We start from the raw sequence: 20,510 nt of genomic DNA, 5'->3' as shown, positions 1-20,510 counted from the left end.
CTCGCGTCTGACCTTCGACATCGATTGCCTCGACCGGCCTATCTCCCGGCACGGGCACTCATTGTCGGCGCCGACGTTGTCGAGGTGGCGCCCGCCTATGACCACGCCGATGTCACGTCGCTTGCCGGGGCGGCGGTGCTGCAGCACTATCTCGGCCTGCTCGCGGAACGAAAGGGATGACCGCGCCGACTTCACCCCGGCGCGAACGCCCGCGCCGCCTCCACGACTTCCTCCGCCTGGTCCTGCCGCAGCAGGTCGATCGGAATGCGGCCGTCGAGCTGTGCCGCTGGACGGGTCAGCCACAGCCATGCGAGTCTCGGATTGCCGATCAGCTCCAGCACGTCGCTTATGCCCGCGACCGGCCTGCCATCGACGAACTGCGCCAGCGGGAAGACGTGCTTGCGGCCACCCTTGCGCAGAGCGATGACGTCGCCGCGCCTTTGCCAGCGGTGCAGGGTGGAGCGGGCGATGCGCAGGTTCTCTTCCAGATAGGTCGAGCCGGCGACGCGTCCGGCCCAGTCCTCGATCAGCATCGATTCGAGGTCGTCGGACTGGGGAAGCGCGGCAACTGTTTCAGCCTCTGCCGACAGCGTCGTGGCGGTCATGGCGCCGGCTTCGCCGCGGCGTGCGGCTTCCGCCGCCAGCGCCCGCACGAATTTCTGGGCCAGGCCCGGAAGGTCGGCATGGATGGCGTCGATGGCGCGCTGGTGCTTGGGCGACAGCAAGGTGACGGCGGACGCTATCGAGCCGGCGATCTTGCCGACCGAGACCATTGTGGGGCCGTTGATGGCTTCGTCATAGTGGGCAAGCGCACGCTCGACCCTTTCCGCCACCATGTCGGCGAAATCGTCCTGCGTGATGCCGGTCGTCTTGGTCTGGAATGTCGTCTTGGTCTGAAATCTTGTCATGCATCTGTTTTCTGGCCGCGCGCTCTCCTCCCTTGGCCGCGGCCGGTTGTTGAACGGTTACGGCGGAAAGTGGAAAGTGCGACGGCAACAGATGCAGCGACCCGACAGGTTGCTGTCCTGCATTGCTTCACACCCCGATTAGCATGTCGAAATGTCAGTCACGGCACGCTCGCATTTGCGTGTAGGGGCGGTATGTGACAACTGCGCGACGATGAGAAGCGGTCCGCGCTTGCCTCCTTTCCCCAACAGCGGGCGAAGAGAAAGGGCGTTGTTACAGCAACCCCGCCCGCTCGGCCTCTTTGCGCAGATTCTGCCTTGGCCTGGGGCCGATCTGCTGGATCACCAATCCGGCCGCCAGTGAGCCAAGATCGCCGCAGGTCTGGAGGTCGCGTCCCTGTGTGTAGCCATGCAGGAAACCGGCGGCGTAGAGATCGCCGGCGCCCGTCGTGTCGACCAGTTCCTTGATGGCGGTCGCCTGGATGACCACGGTCTCGTCGCCACGCACGATAACCGAGCCCTTTTCGGAGCGGGTAACCGCCGCGATCTTGCAATCCTTGCGGATCCGCGCCAGCGCTTCCTCGAACGATGACGTCTGGTAAAGCGACTTGATCTCGTGGCTGTTGGCAAAAACGATATCGACCGTGCCCGAACGCATCAGGTCTAGGAACTCGTCGCGGTAACGGTCGACGCAGAACGAATCCGATAAGGTCATAGATACTTCGCGACCGGCAGCGTGCGCCAGTTTCGCCGTCTGCCGGATCGCTTCCTTGGCGCGCGGCGGGTCCCACAGATAACCCTCGAAATAGGTCACCTTGGCGCCGGACGCCTTGTCGGCTTCGACATCTTCCGGGCCGAGTTCGACGCAGGCGCCGAGATAGGTGTTCATCGAGCGCTCGCCATCGGGCGTGACGAAGATCATCGAACGCGCCGTCGGCGGCTCGCCCTGGAGCGGCTTGGTGTCGAAGGCGACACCCTGCGCGTGGATGTCGTGCGCGTAGATTTCGCCCAGCGCATCGCTGGAGACCTTGCCGAAGAAGGCGGCGCGTCCGCCGAAGGAGGCGACACCGGCCGCCGTGTTGCCGGCGCTGCCGCCGGAGGCCTCGATCGCCGGGCCCATGCGGCTGTAGAGCAATTCGGCGCGCTGCGTGTCGATGAGATTCATCGCGCCCTTGATGATGCCGTTGGTCTCGAGGAATTCTTCCTCGCACTGGGCGATGATGTCGACAATCGCATTGCCGATGCAAAGCACGTCATAATCCGGCATCAATGTCTCCGCCAAAAACCCGGGCCGGCTTCTTGCCATGCCCGCGCGGGTCTACAGCATGACCCTGAAAACTGGCAACCGATTTTCTGTCCTTGCCGCGCCAGCCAGGCGCTACGACAATTCGACCGTGGCCGAAACATTTCGTCGCGATGTCGCCTACATCTGCGCCTGTTCAATCACGGTCCGAAGGCGCGAGCCCATGCCTGCCAAAAACAACACGACCATCGACCTGGCATTGCTGGGCGTGCTGGCGGTGCTTTGGGGAGCCTCCTATACCTTCATCAAGATCGGCGTAGAGACCATCCCGCCCATCACCTTCATCGCCGCCCGCACCCTTATCGCCGGCGCCATCCTGTTCGCCATCATCCGCTGGCGCGGGCTTGCCATGCCGGGCGATGCGGCAAGCTGGCGCCGCTTCGCCTTCCAGGCCTGCCTCAACAGCGTCGTCCCGTTCACGCTGATCGCCGCGGCCGAGCGTTCGGTCGACGCCGGCCTTGCCACCATCCTCAACGCCACCTCGCCGATCTTCACCTTCCTGCTGACGGCGCTTATCACCCGTCATGAGCCGGTGACCGTGCGCAAGCTGGTCGGCGTTGGCGCCGGCATCGCCGGCATCTGCCTCATCGTCGGCACGCAGGCGCTTGGCGGCATCGGCCACCAGCTCTGGGCACAGATCGCCATCGTCGCGGCGACGATCTGCTATGCCGGGGCCGCCATTTTCGGCCGAGGCTTCAAGGGCCTCGATCCGATGCTTCCCGCCGCCGGTTCGATGCTGTGCGGCGCTGTCATGCTGGTACCGCTCAGCCTGGCGGTCGACCAGCCATGGACGCTGGCGCCTTCGACGGCTTCCATCCTTGCCCTGCTCGGCCTGTCCGTGTTTTCGACGGCACTGGCTTTCGTCATCTATTTCCGCCTGATCCACACGCTGGGTTCGGTCGGCACCACGTCTCAGGCCTATCTGCGGGTGCCGATCGGCGTCGGCATCGGCGCCGTCTTCCTCGGCGAAAGCCTGGGGCCCACGGCCTGGCTCGGCATGGGGTTTGTCGTCGCCGGCGTGGCGGCCATGACCATACCGGTTCGTAAGCCGGGCTTAGCCCGATAGGCAGATCTGGGGAACATACGAAGGCAAGCAACGGCCCGCGCTTGTGCTCGCGGGCCGCACCGCCTATCTCGGAGGCGTCCTGCCTTGTGGCTGTGTCCGCTGACCTGGGGGTGAAGCACGTGATTTTCGACGCTGCCCGCACTGCGGCCCTTGAGCTGCTCTCGCCTCCGTTTCGCGCCGTGTTCATCAAGACGCTCGGCTTGACCCTGCTGGCGTTGGTCGCCCTGTGGTTCGGCTTGACCAGCCTTGTCGAATGGCTTGCCCTGCCGTGGCTGCACACATTGTTGCCCGGCATGCCGTCCTGGGCCGGCTGGTTGGGCGGCATCGTCGCGGCCATCGCGCTGGCCTTCGGCATGGCGCTTCTGATCGCGCCAGTCACGGCGGTAATCGCCGGCCTGTTCCTCGACGATGTGGCCGAAGTGGTCGAGCGCACCGATTATCCCGGCGACCCAGTCGGACGCGCCATGCCGGTATTGCGCTCGCTGGTGCTGGCGATAAAATTCTTCGGCGTCGTCATCCTGGGCAACGTCGTGGCGCTGATGCTCCTGCTGGTGCCGGGCATCAACATCGCCGCCTTCTTCATCGTCAACGGCTACCTGCTCGGACGCGAATTCTTCGAATTCGCCGCCATGCGCTTTCGCGGGGAAGAAGAGGCCCGGGCCCTGCGCAGGCAGTATGCCGGTACGGTGTTTCTCTCCGGGCTGGTTGTCGCGGCCTTCCTCGCCGTGCCGCTGCTCAACCTGCTGACGCCGCTCTTCGCCGCCGCCATGATGGTGCATCTGCACAAGGCGATCTCGGCACGGGAAGTCGCGCGCGCCTCGCGGCGCCAAATCTCTTCAGCGTAGCAGAAATCCCCGCCCCAACTCGTCGTCCGGCTCGACAATGAATTCGGCTCGTCCGGAATAATAGGCACGGCCGCCGACGCGGGCGACGATCGCTTCATGCGGGCCGGCCTGCGCTGTTCGCGCCACCGCACCGGAAAAGCGTGAGCCGGCGATGCTCTCGAACGTTCGCGTCTGCCCCACGGCGATCTCGCCCTTGGCATGCATGGCCGCCAGCCGGGCGGTGACGCCGGAACCGGTTGGCGAGCGGTCGACCTCCGCCTCGGCGAAGACGCAGACATTCCTGGTGGCCTCTCCGGAAAAAGCGTCCTTTCCATCCGTCAGGATGGTGCCATAGAGGAAGGCGAGGTCATCATGATCGGGATGCGACAGCGGAAACTCGGCCTTCAGCCGGTTCGTCAGCGCGGTTGCCGCGTCGACGAAATCGCGCAGGCGGTCGTGGCCGAACTCCAGCCCGAATTGATGACAGTCGGCCAGCGCGTAAAAGGCGCCGCCATAGGCGATGTCGAAACCGATCTTGCCATAGCCTGTCAGCTCGATCTGTCGATCGCCGGCGAACAGGAACGCCGGCACGCTCTCGAACGACACCGCGCCGGCCTTGCCATCGCTGACCGCGACCGAGGCGACGACCAGGCCGCACGGCGCCTCGATGTTCACGGTGGTGAACGGCTCCTGCTTCGCCACCAGCCCCTGATCGACGGCGTAGCGGCCGAGCGCGACGATGGCGTGGCCGCACATGGTCGAATAGCCCTCATTGTGCATGAACAGCACCGCGAGGTCGGCGCCGGGCAAATCGGGCTCGACCAGCAAAGCGCCATACATGTCATAGTGGCCGCGCGGCTCGAAGATCAGCAACTTGCGCAAATGGTCGAGATGGTCCCGCACATAGGCGCGCTTCTCAAGAATGGTGCCCTTGGGGATAGCGGGATAACCGCCCGTGACGATCCGTAGCGGCTCGCCACCCGTATGCATGTCGACAACGGTAAGGTTCATGCGGCCGAACCCATCCTAGCCCTGGGATTTGCCGAACAGCGCCTGCAGCTTGCCGAACGGCATGGCGGCGCGGGTGAAGCCGAACGTGCCGTCCTGCTGGATCTCGCGCGCCGCCGTCTCCAGCATGCCGTAGGCGAAATTGGTCAGCCATGGCCCAAGCGAAATCCGCTTGGCACCGGCCATGGCGAGGTCGGCGATGGTGAAGCCGGGCCTCGCCATGACATTGACCGGCTTGCCGACCGCAGAGCACAAGGTCCGCACCATCTCGACATCGCCGATACCAGGTGCATAGAGCACGTCGGCGCCGGCTTTTTCGAACGCCTGCAGCCGCTTGATCGTGTCGTCGAGGTCCGACTTGCCCCAGAGGAAATTCTCGGCCCGCGCCGTGAAGACAAAGTCGCGCTTCAGCGCCCGCGCCGCCTCCACCGCTGCGGCGACGCGCTCCACCGCGTGCGAAAACTCGTAGATGGGCTTTTCAGGATCGCCGGTGTGATCCTCGATCGAGCAGCCGGCAAGCCCGGCCGCTTCCGCCGCGAAAATGGTTTCGGCGGCCTGCTCGGCGCTGTCCCCCTTGCCCTTCTCGAGATCGGCCGAGACCGGCAGGTCGGTCGCGCCCGTCACCTCGCGGCAATGATGGATCATCTGGTCGAAGGTCACGGCCCCATCCGGCAGGCCGCGCGAAAAGGCAAAGCCGGCGCTGGTGGTGGCCAGTGCCTTGAAGCCGAAGGATCCGAGCAGCTTCGTCGTGCCCGGATCCCAGGGATTGGGCATGACGAAGGTCGAGGCATGCAGGTCGCGAAAAATCTTGCCCTTGTCCATGAATGCTCCCCCATAACGAGTATTGGGGCGGATGCTACCGCGCTGTTTGCGGCCGGGCAAACGAATGCGGTTGGTTCAGAAGCGTTTCTCGTTCTCTGCTGCCAATTTCTCGAAAGCGTTGATGTGGCGCATCTCGACAGGCACGGAGGTGGCATCCTTGTGACGGGCAGCGCGCTGCCGAGGTCAGGGAAGCTGACGGCTTGTGCAGAGGCCGCCATCCCCAAAAGCCGCAGCAGCACCCCAGGTGAGGATGAAGCGAAGCAGGTACGTTGGCATGGCGGCGCCCCATTGTCGGGCGCGCGGAAGGTAGCACCGCGCTTCGTGGCGTCCAGTGCAGCGGATCAGTGGATCGGCACCAGCCCGGCGAGTTCGCGCATGTCGTCGAACAGGATGCCGCCGGCCTGGATCAAGCCGTCGAGGTCGGAATAGGGGTCGCCATGATAGGAGAACACCCGCATGCCGGCGGCGATGCCAGCCTGCGTGCCGGCGACGCTGTCTTCGATGACGATGCAGTCGGCGGGCGGGAAGCCCATCGTTTTGGCCGCATGCAGGAACAGGTCGGGGAACGGCTTGCCGCGCGACACCATGGTGGCGCTGAACATGGCATGTTCGAACAGCGGCAACAGACCGGTCTGGCCAAGCGTTATGTGCATCTTGGAGATCCTGGCCGAGGTGGCGACGCAATAAGCGATGCCGGCCGCGCGGACCGCCTCGATGAACTCCCGGACATAAGGGATCGCCTCGACACCGTGAGCGAACAGATCCGGCAGGCCGGCATTCCAGCGCTCGACGAAATCGGCGCCGAGCCTGACGCTGGTCGTCTCTTCGATCTCCTTCTGCACCGAGACCATGCTGCGGCCGGAGAAGTTCTTGCGGCAATATTCGAAGGTCGTTGGAAAACCGGCGTCGCTCAGCCATTCGGCCAGGCGCCGGTTGGCGAGGTTCTCGGTATCGACCAGGATCCCGTCGCAGTCGAAGATGACGAGCTTTGGCAGGGGGCGTGTTTCAGTCATGTTGGATCAGTCTACCCGGCAAAACGGTTCACTGTGCCGAAACACAGCCAGGCATCAGGCAGTGCCGGTCGATCCGAATCCGCCCGAGCCACGCGCCGTGCCGCCGGCCAGCGAACGCTCTTCAACCGCCACCTGCGTCACCGCGGCGAAAACGATCTGGGCAATGCGCATCCCGCGCGTCACCGCGAAATCCTCGTCGCCGAGATTGACCAGCAGCACCTTCACCTCGCCGCGATAATCGCTGTCGACCGTGCCCGGTGAATTGAGGACGGTAAGGCCGTGTTTGAAGGCAAGGCCCGAGCGGGGCCGCACCTGGCCTTCCATGCCTTCGGGAATTTCCAGGATCAGCCCCGTCGCTACCAAGGCGCGCTTGCCCGGCAGGATCAGAAGCGGCCGGTCTTCAGGCACCGCCGCGCGCAAATCCATGCCGGCGGCGCCGGCGCTTTCATAGGCGGGAAGCGGAAGTCCCTCGCCATGCGGCAACCTGACGAAGCCCACGGTGGGACCGATGACGGAAGGTGTTTGAAGGGCTGCGCGCATAAAATCGATCCTATCGGCGCGAATGTCGATTCGGTCAACTCGACCGCGGCGCTATCAACGGCTTTCTTTCAGGCATCACTGTGGCCTAGCGGAGTTCCATAGGAACCACCGTCGTCTCCTTGATCTCCTCCATGACGAAGGAGGCGGAGACATCGGATAAAGCCACCTTGGCGATGAGCCGCTGGTAGAGCCGGTCATAGGCTTTCACGTCGGCGACGCGGGCGCGCAGCACATAGTCGAGATCACCGGACATCCGGTAGACCCCGATGATCTCGGAAAGACCGTTCACCGCCGCCCGGAATTTCTGCAGCCAGTCGGGGTCGTGATTGGATGTGCGGATCAGGATGAACACCGAAAGGCCGAGTCCGAGCTTCTCGGCATCGACCAGCGCCACACGGCCGGTGATGATGCCATCTTCCTCCAGCCGCTTGACGCGACGCCAGCAGGCATTCCGCGACAAGGCTACCCGCTCCGACAGCTGGTCGACCGACAGCGTGCCGTCACGTTGCAATTCGGCGAGCAGTTTTCGATCAATTTCGTCGATGTCAAAGCTCATATTGGGATATTTGTCCCATGGAATAGCAAAATACAAGGATATTTTGGGACCAATGAACCGGTGAGGCGTGTCAGGATACTCATATCGAAACGAAAAGCGCTGAAGGGGAACCAGCATGTCGGTCGCAAGGATCTTCACCTCTCATCCGGCCAAGGTCGGCGAGACCTATTTCAGCCATATGGCCTTCGCCGCCTGGTTTTCCTCGCGCCTTCTGATGGCGGCGGGAGCAGCTTTTGTTCACGCTTTCTTGCCATTTCTCTTCGAGACTACCGCCAGCCGAATCATTCGCGAGCTCTACGAGCGGACGCACAACAGAGGCACGCACGCGATCAACGAGCCCGCTGCTCTTTCGGATCGCGCCTAGAGGAAGACAGAAGCGATGTGCCGGTGGGCGGCCTATCTCGGTGAAGCGGTCTTTCTCGAGGACATCCTAACGGCGCCCTGTCACTCGCTGATCGCCCAGAGCCATTGCGCCCAGGAAGCGAAGTCGCCCACCAATGGCGACGGCTTCGGCCTTGCCTGGTATGGCGAGAGACCAGAACCCGGCCTCTACCGCGATATCCTGCCGGCCTGGTCCGATCCCAATCTGAAAAGCCTGTGCCGGCAGATCAAGTCCAGCCTGTTCCTCGCCCATGTCAGAGCCTCGACCGGCAGCGCCACCAGCCGCATGAACTGCCATCCGTTCATCTCAGAACGCTGGTCGTTCATGCATAACGGCCAGATCGGCGGTTTCGAAAAAATCCGCCGCGCGCTGGAGAACTCGCTGTCCGCCGTTTTCGACCAGCGCGAAGGCACCACCGATTCCGAACTCTTTTTTCTGCTCATGATCGACGAGGGTCTTTCGGCCGACCCGCAAGGCGCCGTCTCGCGCGCCACCAGCCGGGTGCTGGAAGCCTGGCGTCGTGCCGGTCTCGAGCCGGCGCTGAAACTGACCGCCGCCTTCTCCGACGGACAGGCATTGTATGCGGTGCGCTATGCCACCGATGCCCTGGCTCCGACGCTTTATACGTCCATTTTCCGCAAAGGGGCCGGCCGCTGCATCGTCTCCGAGCCCTTCGATCGCGAGGGCGGCGACTGGCAGGCGACTCCGCCATCGAGCTTCGTCACCATGACCAGGGATGGCATCGACATACATCCATTCGCTCCGGTCGCGGCGAAACTGGCGCTGGTTGGATAGGCTTTCGTCGCATTGAGTAACGTCGCGGGACAGCGCCCCCCTCTGTCCTGCCGGACATCTCCCCGACAAGGGGGAGATCGGATGCCTCAATGGCTTTCGCCAATCCCCAGCGTTGCAGGACAGAGCGAAGCGCCGAAAACTGCCAATCTCCCCACCCGTGGGGGAGATGTCCGGCAGGACAAAGGGGGCGCCGTAGAGTGACGACCTCAATCATGGCGTGCAGCGTGATGATCGGCTTGCAATTGGTCGGCAAACGCTGGTCGGAGGCGCGGCTGCTCGGCATCGCCAGGGCGATGATGCCCTTGACCAGCGGCTTTCGCCGTCCGCCCGGCTATTGAGCGAAGCGATCCAATCCATAGGGCGCCAGCAGCGTGTCGCGCTTGCCATCAAGAATTTCGCGCGTGGCGAACAGACCGATGGCTGGCGCCAGAGTGATGCCGGAATGCATGACCGCGATATAGACACCCTCCTTGCCTTTGGCGCGGCCGATGATCGGAAAGCCGTCGATCGGTGTCGGCCGGTAGCCAACGGTGTGGAAATCCAGCTCCAGCCCGTCGCTGTCGCGCAGCATGGCCTTCATGGCCGCGAACAATTCACGCGCCGTGGCTTCGGCGTCCATGCCGGGATCGGCGCCGCCGAAATCCGAGCCGGCGATGATTCGACCCTCGGCGGTCTGACGCATGTGCAGGCGCTCGGCCAGCACCAGCCCGTTGAGCAGTTTCTTGTAAGGCCGCGAGTGGACGATCAACCCGGGCGGTGTCTCGATCGGCAGGTTGATGCCAGCGGTCGCGGCAATGTCTGGCGAACCCACGCCGGCCGCGATCACCACCTCGTCGGCGGCAAACAGTCCATGCGATGTGTCCACGCCGGTGACCTTGCCGACGCTTTGGACAAGCGCCGTCACCGTGCTGAAGAGGATTCGCGCGCCGCGCCGTTCGGCATCGGCCAGCAGTGCCTTGGTGGCCGCGACAGGCTCGGCGACACCCTCTTCTGCGACATGCAGGGCGAAATCGGGAAGCTCGGTGAGATTGGGTTCGATGAGCGCCACCTCGCCGCGGTCGACGCGCTCGATTCCGTAGCCCCACTCAGAATGCTCCGCTGCATAGGTCTCCATGTCGGCCGCCGGCAGATCCCAGCACAGGCCGCCGCACCAATTGAGCGGCAGGCCGGGCAGGTCCCGCGCTAGGCGAGCCCACTCAGCCATGGCGCGGGTGCGCAGCCGGAAATACGGCTCCGGGTTACCCCAGCTTGCGTTGATCCAGGCAAACGAGTTAGGGGTCGCCACGCCGCCGCGTTCGCTTTCGGCAATGACTGTCACCTGCGCGCCCGCAATGGTCAGATGCCAGGCGATGGAAGCGCCGATGATGCCGGCGCCGATGACGATCACTTGTTTCGCCTCGGTCATGGTCGCTCCTTTGCCTCGTGATTGGGGACGGTTCATCCCAGTGCCATTCCGGCGGCCCGTTGCCAACATTGGCAGCGCAAAATTATGCATCTTGACATCATCGCTTCTTCGACCATGTGCGCTATCTCGATGCCTTCCTCGACGCGCTCGGCATCCAGGACATGGTGCTGGTCGCCCAGGATTGGGGCACGGCCCTTGCCTTTCATCTCGCGGCGCGGCAGTGCCATGCCGGATGGCTTCCGGGGGTCGTTCAGGCAGGCCGCTTGAACGAGCCAGCCTGAAGCAAGCCCCGCAACCGGCGGTGTTCACGCCGCCGGACCGGTCGACAGCCCGGCGCTGCGCTGCTAGAAGCCCGGCCTGTCACACGGAAATCCCAAGAGAATGCCCGAAACTATCCCAGAGGAAGTGGCGCGCCGCCGCACTTTCGCGATCATCGCCCACCCCGACGCCGGCAAGACGACGCTGACCGAAAAGCTGCTTTTGTTCGGCGGCGCCATCCAGCTTGCCGGCGAGGTGAAGGCCAAGAAGGACCGTATCCAGACCCGGTCCGACTGGATGAAGATCGAGCGCGAGCGCGGCATTTCGGTCGTCACCTCGGTGATGACCTTCGAATATGAGGACAACGTCTTCAACCTGCTCGACACGCCGGGCCACGAGGATTTCGCCGACGATACCTATCGCACGCTGTCGGCGGTCGACTCGGCCGTCATGGTCATCGACGCCGCCAAGGGCATCGAGCCGCGCACGCTGAAATTGTTCGAGGTCTGCCGGCTGCGCGACATCCCGATCATCACCTTCGTCAACAAGATGGACCGTGAAAGCCGCGATCCGTTCGAGATTTTGGACGAGATCGAGCAGAAGCTGGCGCTGGACACAGCGCCCATCACCTGGCCGATCGGCCGTGGCAAGACCTTCTCCGGTACCTATCACCTGGCGCTGAACGCCGTGCGCAAGGGCGATGACGAGAAGGAACGCACCCCCGTCAACGGTCCCGATTCCAACCGCGTTGCCGGCCTTCTGCCGGAAAACGAGCGCGAGGCCTTCATCGAGGAACTCGAGCTCGCGCGAGAAGCCTGCCGTCCGCTCGACATCGAGGCCTTTCGCGAGGGCCATCTGACGCCGGTCTATTTCGGCTCGGCGCTGCGCAATTATGGCGTGCGCGACCTGATCGAGGCGCTTGGCGCCTTTGGCCCGCCGCCGCGCGCGCAGGAGGCCGATACCCGCACTATCGAGGCGACGGAGGAGAAAATGACTTCCTTCGTCTTCAAGATCCAGGCCAACATGGATCCCAATCACCGCGACCGCATCGCCTTCGTGCGCGTCTGCTCGGGCAAGCTCGAGCGCGGCATGAAGGCCAAGCTGGTGCGCACCGGCAAGCCGATGTCACTCTCGGCGCCGCAATTCTTCTTTGCCCGCACCCGCGTCACCGCCGACGAGGCGTTTGCCGGCGATGTCGTCGGCATTCCGAACCACGGCACGCTGCGCATCGGCGACACGTTGACCGAAGGCGAGGAAATCCTGTTTCGCGGCGTGCCCAACTTCGCCCCGGAAATCCTGCGTCGCGTCCGTCTCGGCGACGCGATGAAGGCGAAAAAGCTCAAGGAAGCGCTGCACCAGATGGCAGAGGAGGGCGTCGTCCAGCTGTTCTCGCCGGAAGACGGCTCGCCGGCCATCGTCGGTGTCGTCGGCGCCCTCCAGCTCGATGTGCTCAAAGAGCGGCTGAACTTCGAATATACGCTGCCGGTCGAATTCGAGATGTCGCGCTTTTCCATCTGCCGCTGGATATCGGCCGACGACAAGGGCGAGGTGCTTCGCTTCATCGAGGCGCATCGCGGCGACATCGCCCGCGACCTCGACAACGACCCGGTCTTCCTCGCCCAGCATGCCTTCTCGCTGAACTACGAAGCCGAACGCTGGAAGGCGATCCGCTTCGCCACGATCAAGGATTATCAGGTGCGAGACAAGGCGGCGTGATTCTAGTGAGTAGTGAGTAGTGAGTAGTGAGTAGGTGCGCCTCGTTCTCCCATCGCACTACTCACTAGCAACTACTCACTACTCTACTCTTATGATCACCCCTTGGCCGCCGCTTCGATCTCAGCGATATCGATCTTGCTCATCTGCATCATTGCCGACATCACCCGGCCGGCCTTGGCCCTGTCCGGATCCAGAAGCAGGCGCGGCAGCTGCTCCGGCACGACCTGCCAAGACACACCGAATTTGTCCTTCAGCCAGCTGCATTGCGAAGGTTCGCCGCCACCTTCGATAAGCTTCTCCCAGAAGTAATCGACCTCTTCCTGCGTCTTGCAGTCGATCGACTGTGACATCGCCTCGTTAAACTTGAATTGCGGTCCGCCATTGAGCGCCTGGAACGGCACGCCGTCGAGCTCGAACGTGGTCATCAGCACTTTGCCCGCATCGGCGTGACCCTCGGGCCAACGCAGAACGCTCGTAACCTTCGAATTCTTGAAGATGGAGACGTAGAAATTCATCGCCTCTTCTGCCCGGCCGTCGAACCACAGGCAGGTGGTGATCTTTTGCATGTCGTGCTCCTAGGTTGCTTCCTGCTGTTACAATGAAACGGCTGACTCCGAGAATGGTGCCATTTCTTGCCGTCTGCCCAAGGACGGCCCTAATACGCCCGACCCGACATAGACATCGAATTTTTCTGAGACGCTCGTTTTTTCAGGAGAACCTGGCGCATTGCAAAAATGTGGCCAGACCATACTTGGCGGTCTATAAACCCTGCGATCAAAATTCAGCGCCGCCACGCTCCGCATCGAGCGCAGCCAGACAGCCAAGGAAAATTCATGCCCGCCTATCGCTCCCGCACCACCACCCATGGCCGCAACATGGCCGGCGCCCGCGGCCTGTGGCGCGCTACTGGCATGAAGGACAGCGATTTCGGCAAGCCGATCATTGCGGTGGTCAACTCCTTCACCCAGTTCGTGCCGGGCCATGTCCATCTGAAGGACCTAGGCCAGCTCGTCGCGCGCGAGATCGAGAAGGCAGGCGGTGTCGCCAAGGAATTCAACACCATCGCCGTCGACGACGGCATCGCCATGGGCCATGACGGCATGCTCTATTCGCTGCCGTCGCGCGAGCTGATCGCCGATTCCGTTGAATACATGGTCAATGCGCACTGTGCCGACGCCATGGTCTGCATTTCCAATTGCGACAAGATCACGCCCGGCATGCTGATGGCCTCATTGCGCCTCAACATCCCGACCGTCTTCGTCTCCGGCGGCCCGATGGAAGCCGGCAAGGTTGTGCTGGCCGGCAAGACGCAGGCGCTCGACCTCGTCGATGCCATGGTTGCGGCCGCCGACGACAAGATCTCCGACGAGGACGTCAAGGTCATCGAGCGCTCGGCCTGCCCGACCTGCGGTTCCTGTTCGGGCATGTTCACCGCCAATTCCATGAACTGCCTGACCGAGGCGCTGGGCCTGTCGCTGCCCGGCAACGGCTCGACGCTGGCTACGCATGCCGACCGCAAGCGCCTGTTCGTCGAGGCCGGCCATCTCATCGTCGATCTCGCCCAGCGCTACTACGAGCAGGATGACGAGAGTGCATTGCCGCGCAGCATTGCCTCGAAGGGCGCCTTCGAGAATGCCATGACGCTCGATATCGCCATGGGCGGCTCCACCAACACCGTGCTGCACATTCTGGCCGCCGCGCATGAGGGCGAGGTCGATTTCACCATGGAAGACATCGACCGGCTGTCGCGGCGGGTGCCGGTGCTATGCAAGGTGGCGCCGGCCAAGTCCGACGTCCACATGGAAGACGTCCACCGCGCTGGCGGCATCATGGCCATCCTTGGCCAGCTCGACAATGCCGGGTTGCTCAACCGCGACTTGCCAACCGTGCATACGGCGAGCCTCGGCGAGGCGCTCGACCATTGGGATATTTCGCGCACCTCGAGCCAGAATGTGCGCGACTTCTTTCTCGCCGCGCCCGGCGGCGTGCCCACGCAGGTCGCCTTCAGCCAGGACGGTCGCTGGGACGAGCTCGACATGAACCGCGAGACAGGCGTCATCCGCTCGGCCAATACGCCTTTCTCGAAAGACGGCGGCCTTGCCGTCCTGAAAGGCAATCTGGCGCTCGACGGCTGTATCGTGAAGACAGCCGGCGTCGACGAATCGATCCTGAAATTCACCGGACCGGCTCGCGTCTTCGAAAGCCAGGATGCTTCGGTCAAGGCGATCCTTGCCAATGAGATCAAGGCTGGTGACGTCGTCGTCATCCGCTATGAGGGTCCGCGCGGCGGCCCCGGGATGCAGGAGATGCTCTATCCCACCAGTTATCTGAAGTCGAAAGGCCTCGGCAAGGCCTGCGCGCTGGTCACCGATGGGCGCTTCTCCGGCGGCACCTCGGGCCTGTCCATCGGCCATGCTTCGCCGGAAGCGGCGGAAGGCGGGCTGATCGGACTGGTGCAGGAGGGCGATACGATCGAGATCGATATCCCGAACCGCACCATTCGCCTTGCCGTCGATGACGCGGAACTCGATGCGCGCCGAGCGGCGATGGAGGCCAGGGGCGCGGACGCCTGGAAGCCGCGGGAAAAGCGCAAGCGCAAGGTGACGACGGCGCTGCGCGCCTACGCCGCCTTCGCCACCAGCGCCGACAAGGGGGCGGTGAGGCACGTGCCGGAGTAAAGTTCGAATCTCGTCAGGCAGGCGCTGCGGCACAAACTCCGCAGGACTACCTGTCTCGACTTGCGCCGCTCCACATTAAGGCATCAGCTGATATTCATACAGCTTCTGGTAAAGCCCGCCTTGCCCGAGCAGCATCTTGTGCGGCCCGCTTTCCACCACCTTGCCGGCTTCCAGCACCACGATCGTGTCGGCCTGGTGCACGGTCGAGAGGCGGTGTGCGATGACGATTGTGGTGCGCCCTTCCGTCAGCTGTTGCAGCGCGTCGCGGAACAGCGCTTCCGACTCGGCGTCGAGCGCACTCGTTGCCTCGTCCAGCAGCAGGATTTCGGCATTGCGCAGCATGGCGCGCGCGATCGAGATGCGCTGGCGCTGGCCGCCCGACAAGAGGCCGCCATTCTCACCGACATCCGTCTCGTAGCCTTTCGCCTGCGCGACGATGAAGTCATGCGCGTTGGCGGCCCTGGCCGCGGCGATCACCTCGTCGTCGGTCGCATCCTCGCGCCCAAGCCGGATGTTGTGCATGATCGTGCCGGCAAACAGGAACGTATCCTGGCTGACATAGGCGATCTTTTCCCGCAGTGAGGCGAGCGTGGCATGGGAAATGTCCTGGCCGTCAAGCAGCACCCTGCCGCTCTTCGGGTCATACATGCGCATGATCAGGTTCAGGATCGTCGACTTGCCGCCGCCGGAGGGGCCGACCAGCGCCGTCATCTTGCCGGGCGCCAGGGTCAGGTCGAACCGGTCCAACACCGGCGGACCGTTCTGATAGGCGAAGCTGACGGCATCGAACCGGATCTCGCCCGGTCCGGCCCGAAGCGGCTTCGCATCCGGCTTCTCGGCTAATGTCAGCGGCTGGTCGGCGAGCTCGAACATCATGCGCACGCCGACAATGCCGCTTTCCAGAGATATGCGCACCCGCGCCAGGCGCTTTGCCGGTTCATAGGCAAGCAGCAGCGCGGCGATGAAGGCCATGATGTTGCCAGGCATCTGGCCGCCCTGCAGGACCAGCAAGCCGCTGACCATGACGGCGCCGGCGATCGCCAGGCCGGCCAGCGTTTCCATCACCGGATTGGTCACCGCTTCCAGCGCGGCGATGTTGTTGGCCCGATCCTCGACGTCCGCCACCGCCCTGTACATGCGTTTGCGCATCAGGCCTTCGAGGTTGAAGGATTTGACCACGCGCACGCCGATCGCGGTTTCCTGCATCACCTGCACGATCTGGCCGACCGACCGGAACTCCATGGCGGCGAACTTGCGCACGCGCTTCAGGATGCGGTTGACGCCATAGATGGCCAACGGACCGACGACGAAGCAGATCAGCGACAGCGCCGGCTGCTGCCAGACCATGACCCCAATCAGGGCAGCCAGCGTCACCAGATCGCGCACGTAGGAAGTGACGATGAGGTCGAGCACGTTGCGCGCCGCCTGGGCATTGTTGGTCATGCGGGTGATCAGGTCGGACGACGAGGTCGAATGGTAGAATTCGATGCCTTGCGCCAGGATGCGGTCATAGATCTTGCGCTGCCGTTCGGCGATGATGGCGTTGCCGACGCGGCTCATGAAATAGGCCTGGACGAAATTGGCGATGCCCTTGACGATGAAGATCCCGGCGACCGCCACGGCGATCATATTGACGCGGTCGACCCGTTTATCGATGACGAATTCATTGGTGATTTCACGCAGGATCCAGGCACTGGCGGCCGTCATGCCGGCCACCACGAGCATCGACAGGATGGCGGCGGCGTAGCCGGCCCTGTGTTGCCGGAACGATTCCCGGAGCAGCCTTGCGACGAGGCGCTGGTTCTCCGTCGAGCGGAAGAAGCGAAACAACGGCTGATCCTTGATGCCGGGATGACGAAGGCGGCTTATAGAGGGAGATGCCGCCGGAGGGAACCTTTCGCCGCCATGGAAAGAAACCGCTGCGGCGGGGTGTCTTTTGAGACACGATGCGGCAGTGATTCTTCAAGCAGGATGATGACAGATGGATTTCGATCTTATTGTGCGCGGCGGCACGCTTCCGGATGGCGGCATCGCCGACATCGGCATCAGCGGCGAGACGATCGCCGCGATCGAGCCGAAGCTCGACGGTTCCGCGCGGACCGAGGTCGACGCCCATGGCAATCTGGTGTCACCGCCCTTCGTCGATCCGCATTTCCACATGGACGCGACGCTCTCCTACGGCCTTCCGCGTATCAACGCGTCGGGCACGCTGCTCGAAGGCATAGCGCTATGGGGCGAACTGAAGCCGCTCCTGACGCACGAGGCCGTGCGTGACCGGGCGCTCGCCTATTGCGACTGGGCGGTGTCGATGGGGCTGCTCGCCATCCGCACCCATGTCGACGTCTGCGACGACCGGCTGCTGGCCGTCGAGGCGCTGCTGGAGGTCAAGAAAATCGTCGCCCCCTATATCGATCTGCAATTGGTTGCCTTCCCTCAGGACGGCTTCTATCGCTCGCCGACCGCGCGAAAAAACACCATTCGCGCGCTGGACATTGGCGTCGACATCGTCGGCGGCATTCCGCATTTCGAGCGCACCATGGCCGACGGCACACGCTCGGTTACCGAACTGTGCGAGATCGCGGCAAAACGCGGGCTCATGGTCGACCTGCATTGCGACGAGACCGACGACCCGCTGTCGCGCCACATCGAACAGCTCGCCTATGAAGCGCAGCGCCTCGGCCTGCAGGGCAGGGTGGCCGGTTCGCACCTCACCTCGATGCATTCGATGGACAATTACTACGTCTCGAAGCTTCTGCCGCTGATCGCCGAAGCCGGCGTTTCCGCGATCCCCAATCCGCTGATCAACATCATGCTGCAGGGCCGCCACGACACATTCCCGAAGCGGCGTGGCATGACGCGGGTCAAGGAGATGCTGGCGCTGGGCATCCGTGTCGGCTGGGGTCAGGATTGCGTGCTCGATCCCTGGTATTCGCTGGGCACCGCCGACATGCTCGACGTCGCCTTCATGGGCCTGCATGTAGCCCAGATGTCGAGCCCCGCCGACATGGCGCGCTGCTTCGATATGGTCACCAACGTCAATGCCGCGATCATGGGCCTCGACCATCTCGGCCTCGGCGTCGGCAAGCGCGCCAGCCTGGTGATCCTCGATGCCGGCAATCCGATCGAGGCTCTGCGCCTGCGCGCCGAGCGCATCTGCGTCATTGCCAGGGGCAAGGTGGTGGCGAAGCGGACGAGGCAGGATACCAGGCTTTCCATCTCCGGCAGGCCGTCGCAGGTGAATCGCAGGCACATATCCACCTAGATACAGCCGATTCCCGACGCTGGTCTTACCTATTTCCCGATTTCTCCTCGTCAAAGCCGGCGCTTCCGTCTACGACGCGGCTCGGGCGAGGGAGGAATCGGGGCCGGCATGACGCAACCCGTGGCGCGGAATTCCACAATCAAGAATGTCCTCCTGGCCGGCATCCTGCTGATGCTGGCCGGCGACTTCCTGTTTGCGCTCAATGATGCGATGGGCAAGTGGCTGGTCGCCAGCTTCTCCGTCGGCCAGGTGGTGCTGATCCGCTCGATCGGCGCTTTCTTCGTGCTGGGTCCGATGATCGCCAACCAGGGCGCCGGCAGACTGTTCCAGCTGGAGCGGCCAGGGTTGCAGATCCTGCGCGTGGTGGCGACGACACTGGACACCGCCTTGTTCTACGCCGCCGTCGTCTACCTGCCGCTTGCCGATGTGATGAGCTTCTACATGGCCGGGCCGATCTATGTGGCGGCGCTGTCGCATTTCCTGCTTGGCGAAAAGGTCGGCTGGCGCCGCTGGGTGGCGATCCTGCTTGGCTTCTGCGGTGTGGTCATCATGCTGAAACCCTCCTCTGCCGCGTTTTCGCTGTCATCGAGTTTCGCACTTGTCGGCAGCCTTGCCTTCGCCTTCGCCATCATCCTTAACCGGCGCCTGCGCGGCACCAGCGACACCAATCTGGTGACATGGCAGACGATCGGCACGCTGGCGGTTGGCGGCGCCCTCACCATCGGCGCCTGGAAGACGCCGTCTGCGCTTGATTTCGGCGCCATGCTGCTGCTCGGCATCGTTTCCTGCGGGGCGCATCTGATGATCACCAGGGCACTGAAATTGGCGCCGGCCTCGACGCTGGCGCCGCTGCACTACACGCTGCTCTTGTGGGCGGTGGTGTTCGGGCTGGTGTTCTTCGGCGACGTTCCCGGCCCGCGCATCCTGATCGGCTCGGGCATCATCGTCCTGGCCGGCATGTTCATCTTCCACCGCCAGAAGGTGGTCGACACCACGGTGCCGCCGGAGAACGTGCCGAAAGGCGTGAACTAAGGCTGGATTTCTGGTGCCTAGCCCTTGCGTACCGCCGCCAGGTGCCGCGAAAACTCCTCTGTCTCCATCAGCGCCTTGCAGCGGGCGAAGCGGCCGTCGGCATAGGCGCGGAAATCGTCGACGGGATTTTCGTTGGCAAGCTGGATCAGCCCCCACAGCGTCCAGAGCAGATCGCACATCGCCTTGTAGATGACGATGCGGCCGCGCTCCGCCGGCCTCGCCTCGCCGCCGAAATAGGCGCGCATCAGCTCCTCGTCCTGGGCGGCGTCGAACTTGCCTTCCACGCTGAGGTCGCCGAGGTCCCAGAGCGGGTCGTTCATCCCCGAATATTCCCAGTCGACGATCCACATCCGCTCGCCCGTATCGAGGAAGTTCTCGCACAGCGGATCGCAATGGCAGGCGACGAGGGGCAAGGGGCGGACGGCCAAGGCCGAACGTACGCTCTCGGCCTCGCGCACCACGTCATGATAGCCGGCGGGCAGGGCGACATCCCTGGTCGACAGCACCTTGAGATAGTCGTCGATCATCGAAAACAGTTCGAAGCGGAAGGGGAACACCGCGCCGGACGCGTGCAGCTTGCGGAAGGCCTCGGCCGCTCGGGCCGGGCTGCCCTGCCGCTCCCTGAATTTCTCCGGCGACATCGTCTCGGCGCCGGCGATATAGCGCGTCACCATGAGGCCGCTGGCAGCGTCGGCATGCAGCACTTCGGGGCTGACCCCGGCTATTGCCGCCTCACGCGCGGCAATCGCCTCGTTGGCGCGGTTGATGTATTCCTCGGTGCCTTTGCCTGGAATACGCAGGCAGTAATCGCCGGCCTTGAAGACGAGGTTGGTCAAGCCGCCGAGCCGTTCCAGCCGCCCAGTATAGCCGGCCAGTACCGGAATGACGGCAAGTTTTGCCCGCGCCTCGTCTGTCCCCATGCCTGCGTCCCCACGCGTTATTTCT

Annotated in this window: 20 protein-coding genes and 2 pseudogenes; 11 read left to right on the top strand and 11 right to left on the bottom strand. The window is 63.6% G+C overall.

All coding sequences use genetic code 11. The annotated features are described in order from the left end of the window. Positions 1–7: 7 nt before the first annotated feature. Positions 8–180: pseudogene (locus LB516_RS02530) on the top strand (arginase family protein); the annotation flags it as partial. 11 nt (positions 181–191) lie between these two features. Here the strand turns inward: LB516_RS02530 and LB516_RS02525 are convergent. Continuing rightward, positions 192–908 (bottom strand): antitoxin Xre/MbcA/ParS toxin-binding domain-containing protein, encoded by a 717-nt coding sequence (locus LB516_RS02525; RefSeq protein WP_140723207.1) that lies wholly within the window; start codon positions 906–908, stop codon positions 192–194. Between the two features lie 271 nt (positions 909–1,179). Beyond that, positions 1,180–2,172 carry an adenosine kinase gene (locus LB516_RS02520; protein ID WP_224524306.1) on the bottom strand — a complete coding sequence of 331 codons (993 nt, stop codon included), beginning with the start codon at positions 2,170–2,172 and terminating at the stop codon, positions 1,180–1,182. Positions 2,173–2,371: 199 nt separating this feature from the next. Here LB516_RS02520 and LB516_RS02515 point away from each other — a divergent pair, with 199 nt between their 5' ends. Next, positions 2,372–3,274 (top strand): EamA family transporter, encoded by a 903-nt coding sequence (locus LB516_RS02515; RefSeq protein WP_140723201.1) that lies wholly within the window; start codon positions 2,372–2,374, stop codon positions 3,272–3,274. Between the two features lie 119 nt (positions 3,275–3,393). After that, entirely contained in the window at positions 3,394–4,119 is a 726-nt protein-coding gene (locus tag LB516_RS02510) for a sulfate transporter family protein (protein ID WP_224718931.1), read from the top strand. Here the strand turns inward: LB516_RS02510 and LB516_RS02505 are convergent. From LB516_RS02505 to LB516_RS02485, 5 genes are all read right to left on the bottom strand, one after another. Beyond that, on the bottom strand, positions 4,111–5,109 hold the full coding sequence (locus LB516_RS02505) for a proline racemase family protein (protein WP_140723198.1): 999 nt from the start codon (positions 5,107–5,109) through the stop codon (positions 4,111–4,113). The genes LB516_RS02510 and LB516_RS02505 overlap by 9 nt on opposite strands. 15 nt (positions 5,110–5,124) lie before the next feature. After that, a complete protein-coding gene (locus LB516_RS02500) occupies positions 5,125–5,928 on the bottom strand; it encodes an isocitrate lyase/phosphoenolpyruvate mutase family protein (protein WP_015314158.1) in 804 nt (267 codons plus the stop codon). A 341-nt stretch (positions 5,929–6,269) separates the two neighbouring features. Then, positions 6,270–6,941, bottom strand: coding sequence for an HAD family hydrolase (locus LB516_RS02495; RefSeq protein WP_140723195.1), 672 nt, complete (start codon positions 6,939–6,941; stop codon positions 6,270–6,272). Positions 6,942–6,995: 54 nt separating this feature from the next. Then, a complete protein-coding gene (dut, locus tag LB516_RS02490; protein ID WP_140723192.1) occupies positions 6,996–7,481 on the bottom strand; it encodes a dUTP diphosphatase in 486 nt (161 codons plus the stop codon). Between the two features lie 85 nt (positions 7,482–7,566). Further along, positions 7,567–8,037: an Lrp/AsnC family transcriptional regulator gene (locus LB516_RS02485; RefSeq protein ID WP_140723189.1), complete on the bottom strand. Its 471-nt coding sequence runs from the start codon at positions 8,035–8,037 to the stop codon at positions 7,567–7,569. 115 nt (positions 8,038–8,152) lie between these two features. Here LB516_RS02485 and LB516_RS02480 point away from each other — a divergent pair, with 115 nt between their 5' ends. The 3 genes from LB516_RS02480 to LB516_RS02470 all read left to right on the top strand — a co-directional run bounded on the left by LB516_RS02480 (position 8,153) and on the right by LB516_RS02470 (position 9,552). Continuing rightward, positions 8,153–8,401, top strand: a complete 249-nt coding sequence (locus LB516_RS02480; RefSeq protein ID WP_140660550.1) for a DUF6356 family protein — start codon at positions 8,153–8,155, stop codon at positions 8,399–8,401. Positions 8,402–8,416: 15 nt separating this feature from the next. Continuing rightward, entirely contained in the window at positions 8,417–9,214 is a 798-nt protein-coding gene (locus tag LB516_RS02475; protein ID WP_224718852.1) for a class II glutamine amidotransferase, read from the top strand. Between the two features lie 197 nt (positions 9,215–9,411). Further along, positions 9,412–9,552, top strand: coding sequence for a hypothetical protein (locus tag LB516_RS02470; RefSeq protein WP_157163613.1), 141 nt, complete (start codon positions 9,412–9,414; stop codon positions 9,550–9,552). On the opposite strand, the gene LB516_RS02465 is transcribed toward LB516_RS02470, so the two are convergent. After that, positions 9,546–10,619, bottom strand: coding sequence for an NAD(P)/FAD-dependent oxidoreductase (locus LB516_RS02465; protein ID WP_140614887.1), 1,074 nt, complete (start codon positions 10,617–10,619; stop codon positions 9,546–9,548). The genes LB516_RS02470 and LB516_RS02465 overlap by 7 nt on opposite strands. A gap of 98 nt (positions 10,620–10,717) precedes the next feature. Here LB516_RS02465 and LB516_RS02460 point away from each other — a divergent pair. Both LB516_RS02460 and LB516_RS02455 read left to right on the top strand, forming a co-directional pair. Continuing rightward, positions 10,718–10,840 (top strand): annotated as a pseudogene (locus tag LB516_RS02460) (alpha/beta fold hydrolase); the annotation flags it as partial. Positions 10,841–11,000: 160 nt separating this feature from the next. Beyond that, a complete protein-coding gene (locus LB516_RS02455) occupies positions 11,001–12,593 on the top strand; it encodes a peptide chain release factor 3 (protein ID WP_140614886.1) in 1,593 nt (530 codons plus the stop codon). A gap of 95 nt (positions 12,594–12,688) precedes the next feature. Here the strand turns inward: LB516_RS02455 and LB516_RS02450 are convergent, their stop codons facing one another. Then, positions 12,689–13,159, bottom strand: coding sequence for a VOC family protein (locus LB516_RS02450; protein WP_015314150.1), 471 nt, complete (start codon positions 13,157–13,159; stop codon positions 12,689–12,691). 267 nt (positions 13,160–13,426) lie between these two features. Here LB516_RS02450 and ilvD point away from each other — a divergent pair, with 267 nt between their 5' ends. Beyond that, positions 13,427–15,271 carry a dihydroxy-acid dehydratase gene (ilvD, locus tag LB516_RS02445; protein ID WP_224718851.1) on the top strand — a complete coding sequence of 615 codons (1,845 nt, stop codon included), beginning with the start codon at positions 13,427–13,429 and terminating at the stop codon, positions 15,269–15,271. 75 nt (positions 15,272–15,346) lie between these two features. Here the strand turns inward: ilvD and LB516_RS02440 are convergent, their stop codons facing one another. Then, a complete protein-coding gene (locus tag LB516_RS02440; protein WP_140714208.1) occupies positions 15,347–17,101 on the bottom strand; it encodes an ABC transporter ATP-binding protein in 1,755 nt (584 codons plus the stop codon). A 151-nt stretch (positions 17,102–17,252) separates the two neighbouring features. Between LB516_RS02440 and LB516_RS02435 the strand changes: the two genes are divergently transcribed. Then, a complete protein-coding gene (locus tag LB516_RS02435; protein ID WP_140875623.1) occupies positions 17,253–18,533 on the top strand; it encodes an amidohydrolase family protein in 1,281 nt (426 codons plus the stop codon). A gap of 108 nt (positions 18,534–18,641) precedes the next feature. After that, a complete protein-coding gene (locus tag LB516_RS02430; protein WP_140875621.1) occupies positions 18,642–19,565 on the top strand; it encodes a DMT family transporter in 924 nt (307 codons plus the stop codon). Positions 19,566–19,582: 17 nt separating this feature from the next. Here LB516_RS02430 and LB516_RS02425 read toward each other — a convergent pair whose 3' ends face one another. Then, positions 19,583–20,485, bottom strand: coding sequence for a phosphotransferase family protein (locus LB516_RS02425; protein ID WP_140875619.1), 903 nt, complete (start codon positions 20,483–20,485; stop codon positions 19,583–19,585). Between the last annotated feature and the right edge of the window lie 25 nt (positions 20,486–20,510).

Source organism: Mesorhizobium sp. CO1-1-7 (genome assembly GCF_020164885.1).
GTDB lineage: Bacteria > Pseudomonadota > Alphaproteobacteria > Rhizobiales > Rhizobiaceae > Mesorhizobium > Mesorhizobium australicum.
Note: the sequence above shows the minus strand (reverse complement) of the source record. Positions and strands in the feature narration are given on the sequence as shown.

What these genes read in the sequence shown, in the direction of transcription:
- LB516_RS02525 (WP_140723207.1), bottom strand. Translation starts at nt 908, where the DNA reads ATGACAAGATTTCAGACCAAGACGACATTCCAGACCAAGACGACCGGC.
- LB516_RS02520 (WP_224524306.1), bottom strand. Translation starts at nt 2,172, where the DNA reads ATGCCGGATTATGACGTGCTTTGCATCGGCAATGCGATTGTCGACATC.
- LB516_RS02515 (WP_140723201.1), top strand. Translation starts at nt 2,372, where the DNA reads ATGCCTGCCAAAAACAACACGACCATCGACCTGGCATTGCTGGGCGTG.
- LB516_RS02505 (WP_140723198.1), bottom strand. Translation starts at nt 5,109, where the DNA reads ATGAACCTTACCGTTGTCGACATGCATACGGGTGGCGAGCCGCTACGG.
- LB516_RS02500 (WP_015314158.1), bottom strand. Translation starts at nt 5,928, where the DNA reads ATGGACAAGGGCAAGATTTTTCGCGACCTGCATGCCTCGACCTTCGTC.
- LB516_RS02495 (WP_140723195.1), bottom strand. Translation starts at nt 6,941, where the DNA reads ATGACTGAAACACGCCCCCTGCCAAAGCTCGTCATCTTCGACTGCGAC.
- dut (WP_140723192.1), bottom strand. Translation starts at nt 7,481, where the DNA reads ATGCGCGCAGCCCTTCAAACACCTTCCGTCATCGGTCCCACCGTGGGC.
- LB516_RS02485 (WP_140723189.1), bottom strand. Translation starts at nt 8,037, where the DNA reads ATGAGCTTTGACATCGACGAAATTGATCGAAAACTGCTCGCCGAATTG.
- LB516_RS02480 (WP_140660550.1), top strand. Translation starts at nt 8,153, where the DNA reads ATGTCGGTCGCAAGGATCTTCACCTCTCATCCGGCCAAGGTCGGCGAG.
- LB516_RS02475 (WP_224718852.1), top strand. Translation starts at nt 8,417, where the DNA reads ATGTGCCGGTGGGCGGCCTATCTCGGTGAAGCGGTCTTTCTCGAGGAC.
- LB516_RS02465 (WP_140614887.1), bottom strand. Translation starts at nt 10,619, where the DNA reads ATGACCGAGGCGAAACAAGTGATCGTCATCGGCGCCGGCATCATCGGC.
- LB516_RS02455 (WP_140614886.1), top strand. Translation starts at nt 11,001, where the DNA reads ATGCCCGAAACTATCCCAGAGGAAGTGGCGCGCCGCCGCACTTTCGCG.
- LB516_RS02450 (WP_015314150.1), bottom strand. Translation starts at nt 13,159, where the DNA reads ATGCAAAAGATCACCACCTGCCTGTGGTTCGACGGCCGGGCAGAAGAG.
- ilvD (WP_224718851.1), top strand. Translation starts at nt 13,427, where the DNA reads ATGCCCGCCTATCGCTCCCGCACCACCACCCATGGCCGCAACATGGCC.
- LB516_RS02435 (WP_140875623.1), top strand. Translation starts at nt 17,253, where the DNA reads ATGGATTTCGATCTTATTGTGCGCGGCGGCACGCTTCCGGATGGCGGC.
- LB516_RS02430 (WP_140875621.1), top strand. Translation starts at nt 18,642, where the DNA reads ATGACGCAACCCGTGGCGCGGAATTCCACAATCAAGAATGTCCTCCTG.
- LB516_RS02425 (WP_140875619.1), bottom strand. Translation starts at nt 20,485, where the DNA reads ATGGGGACAGACGAGGCGCGGGCAAAACTTGCCGTCATTCCGGTACTG.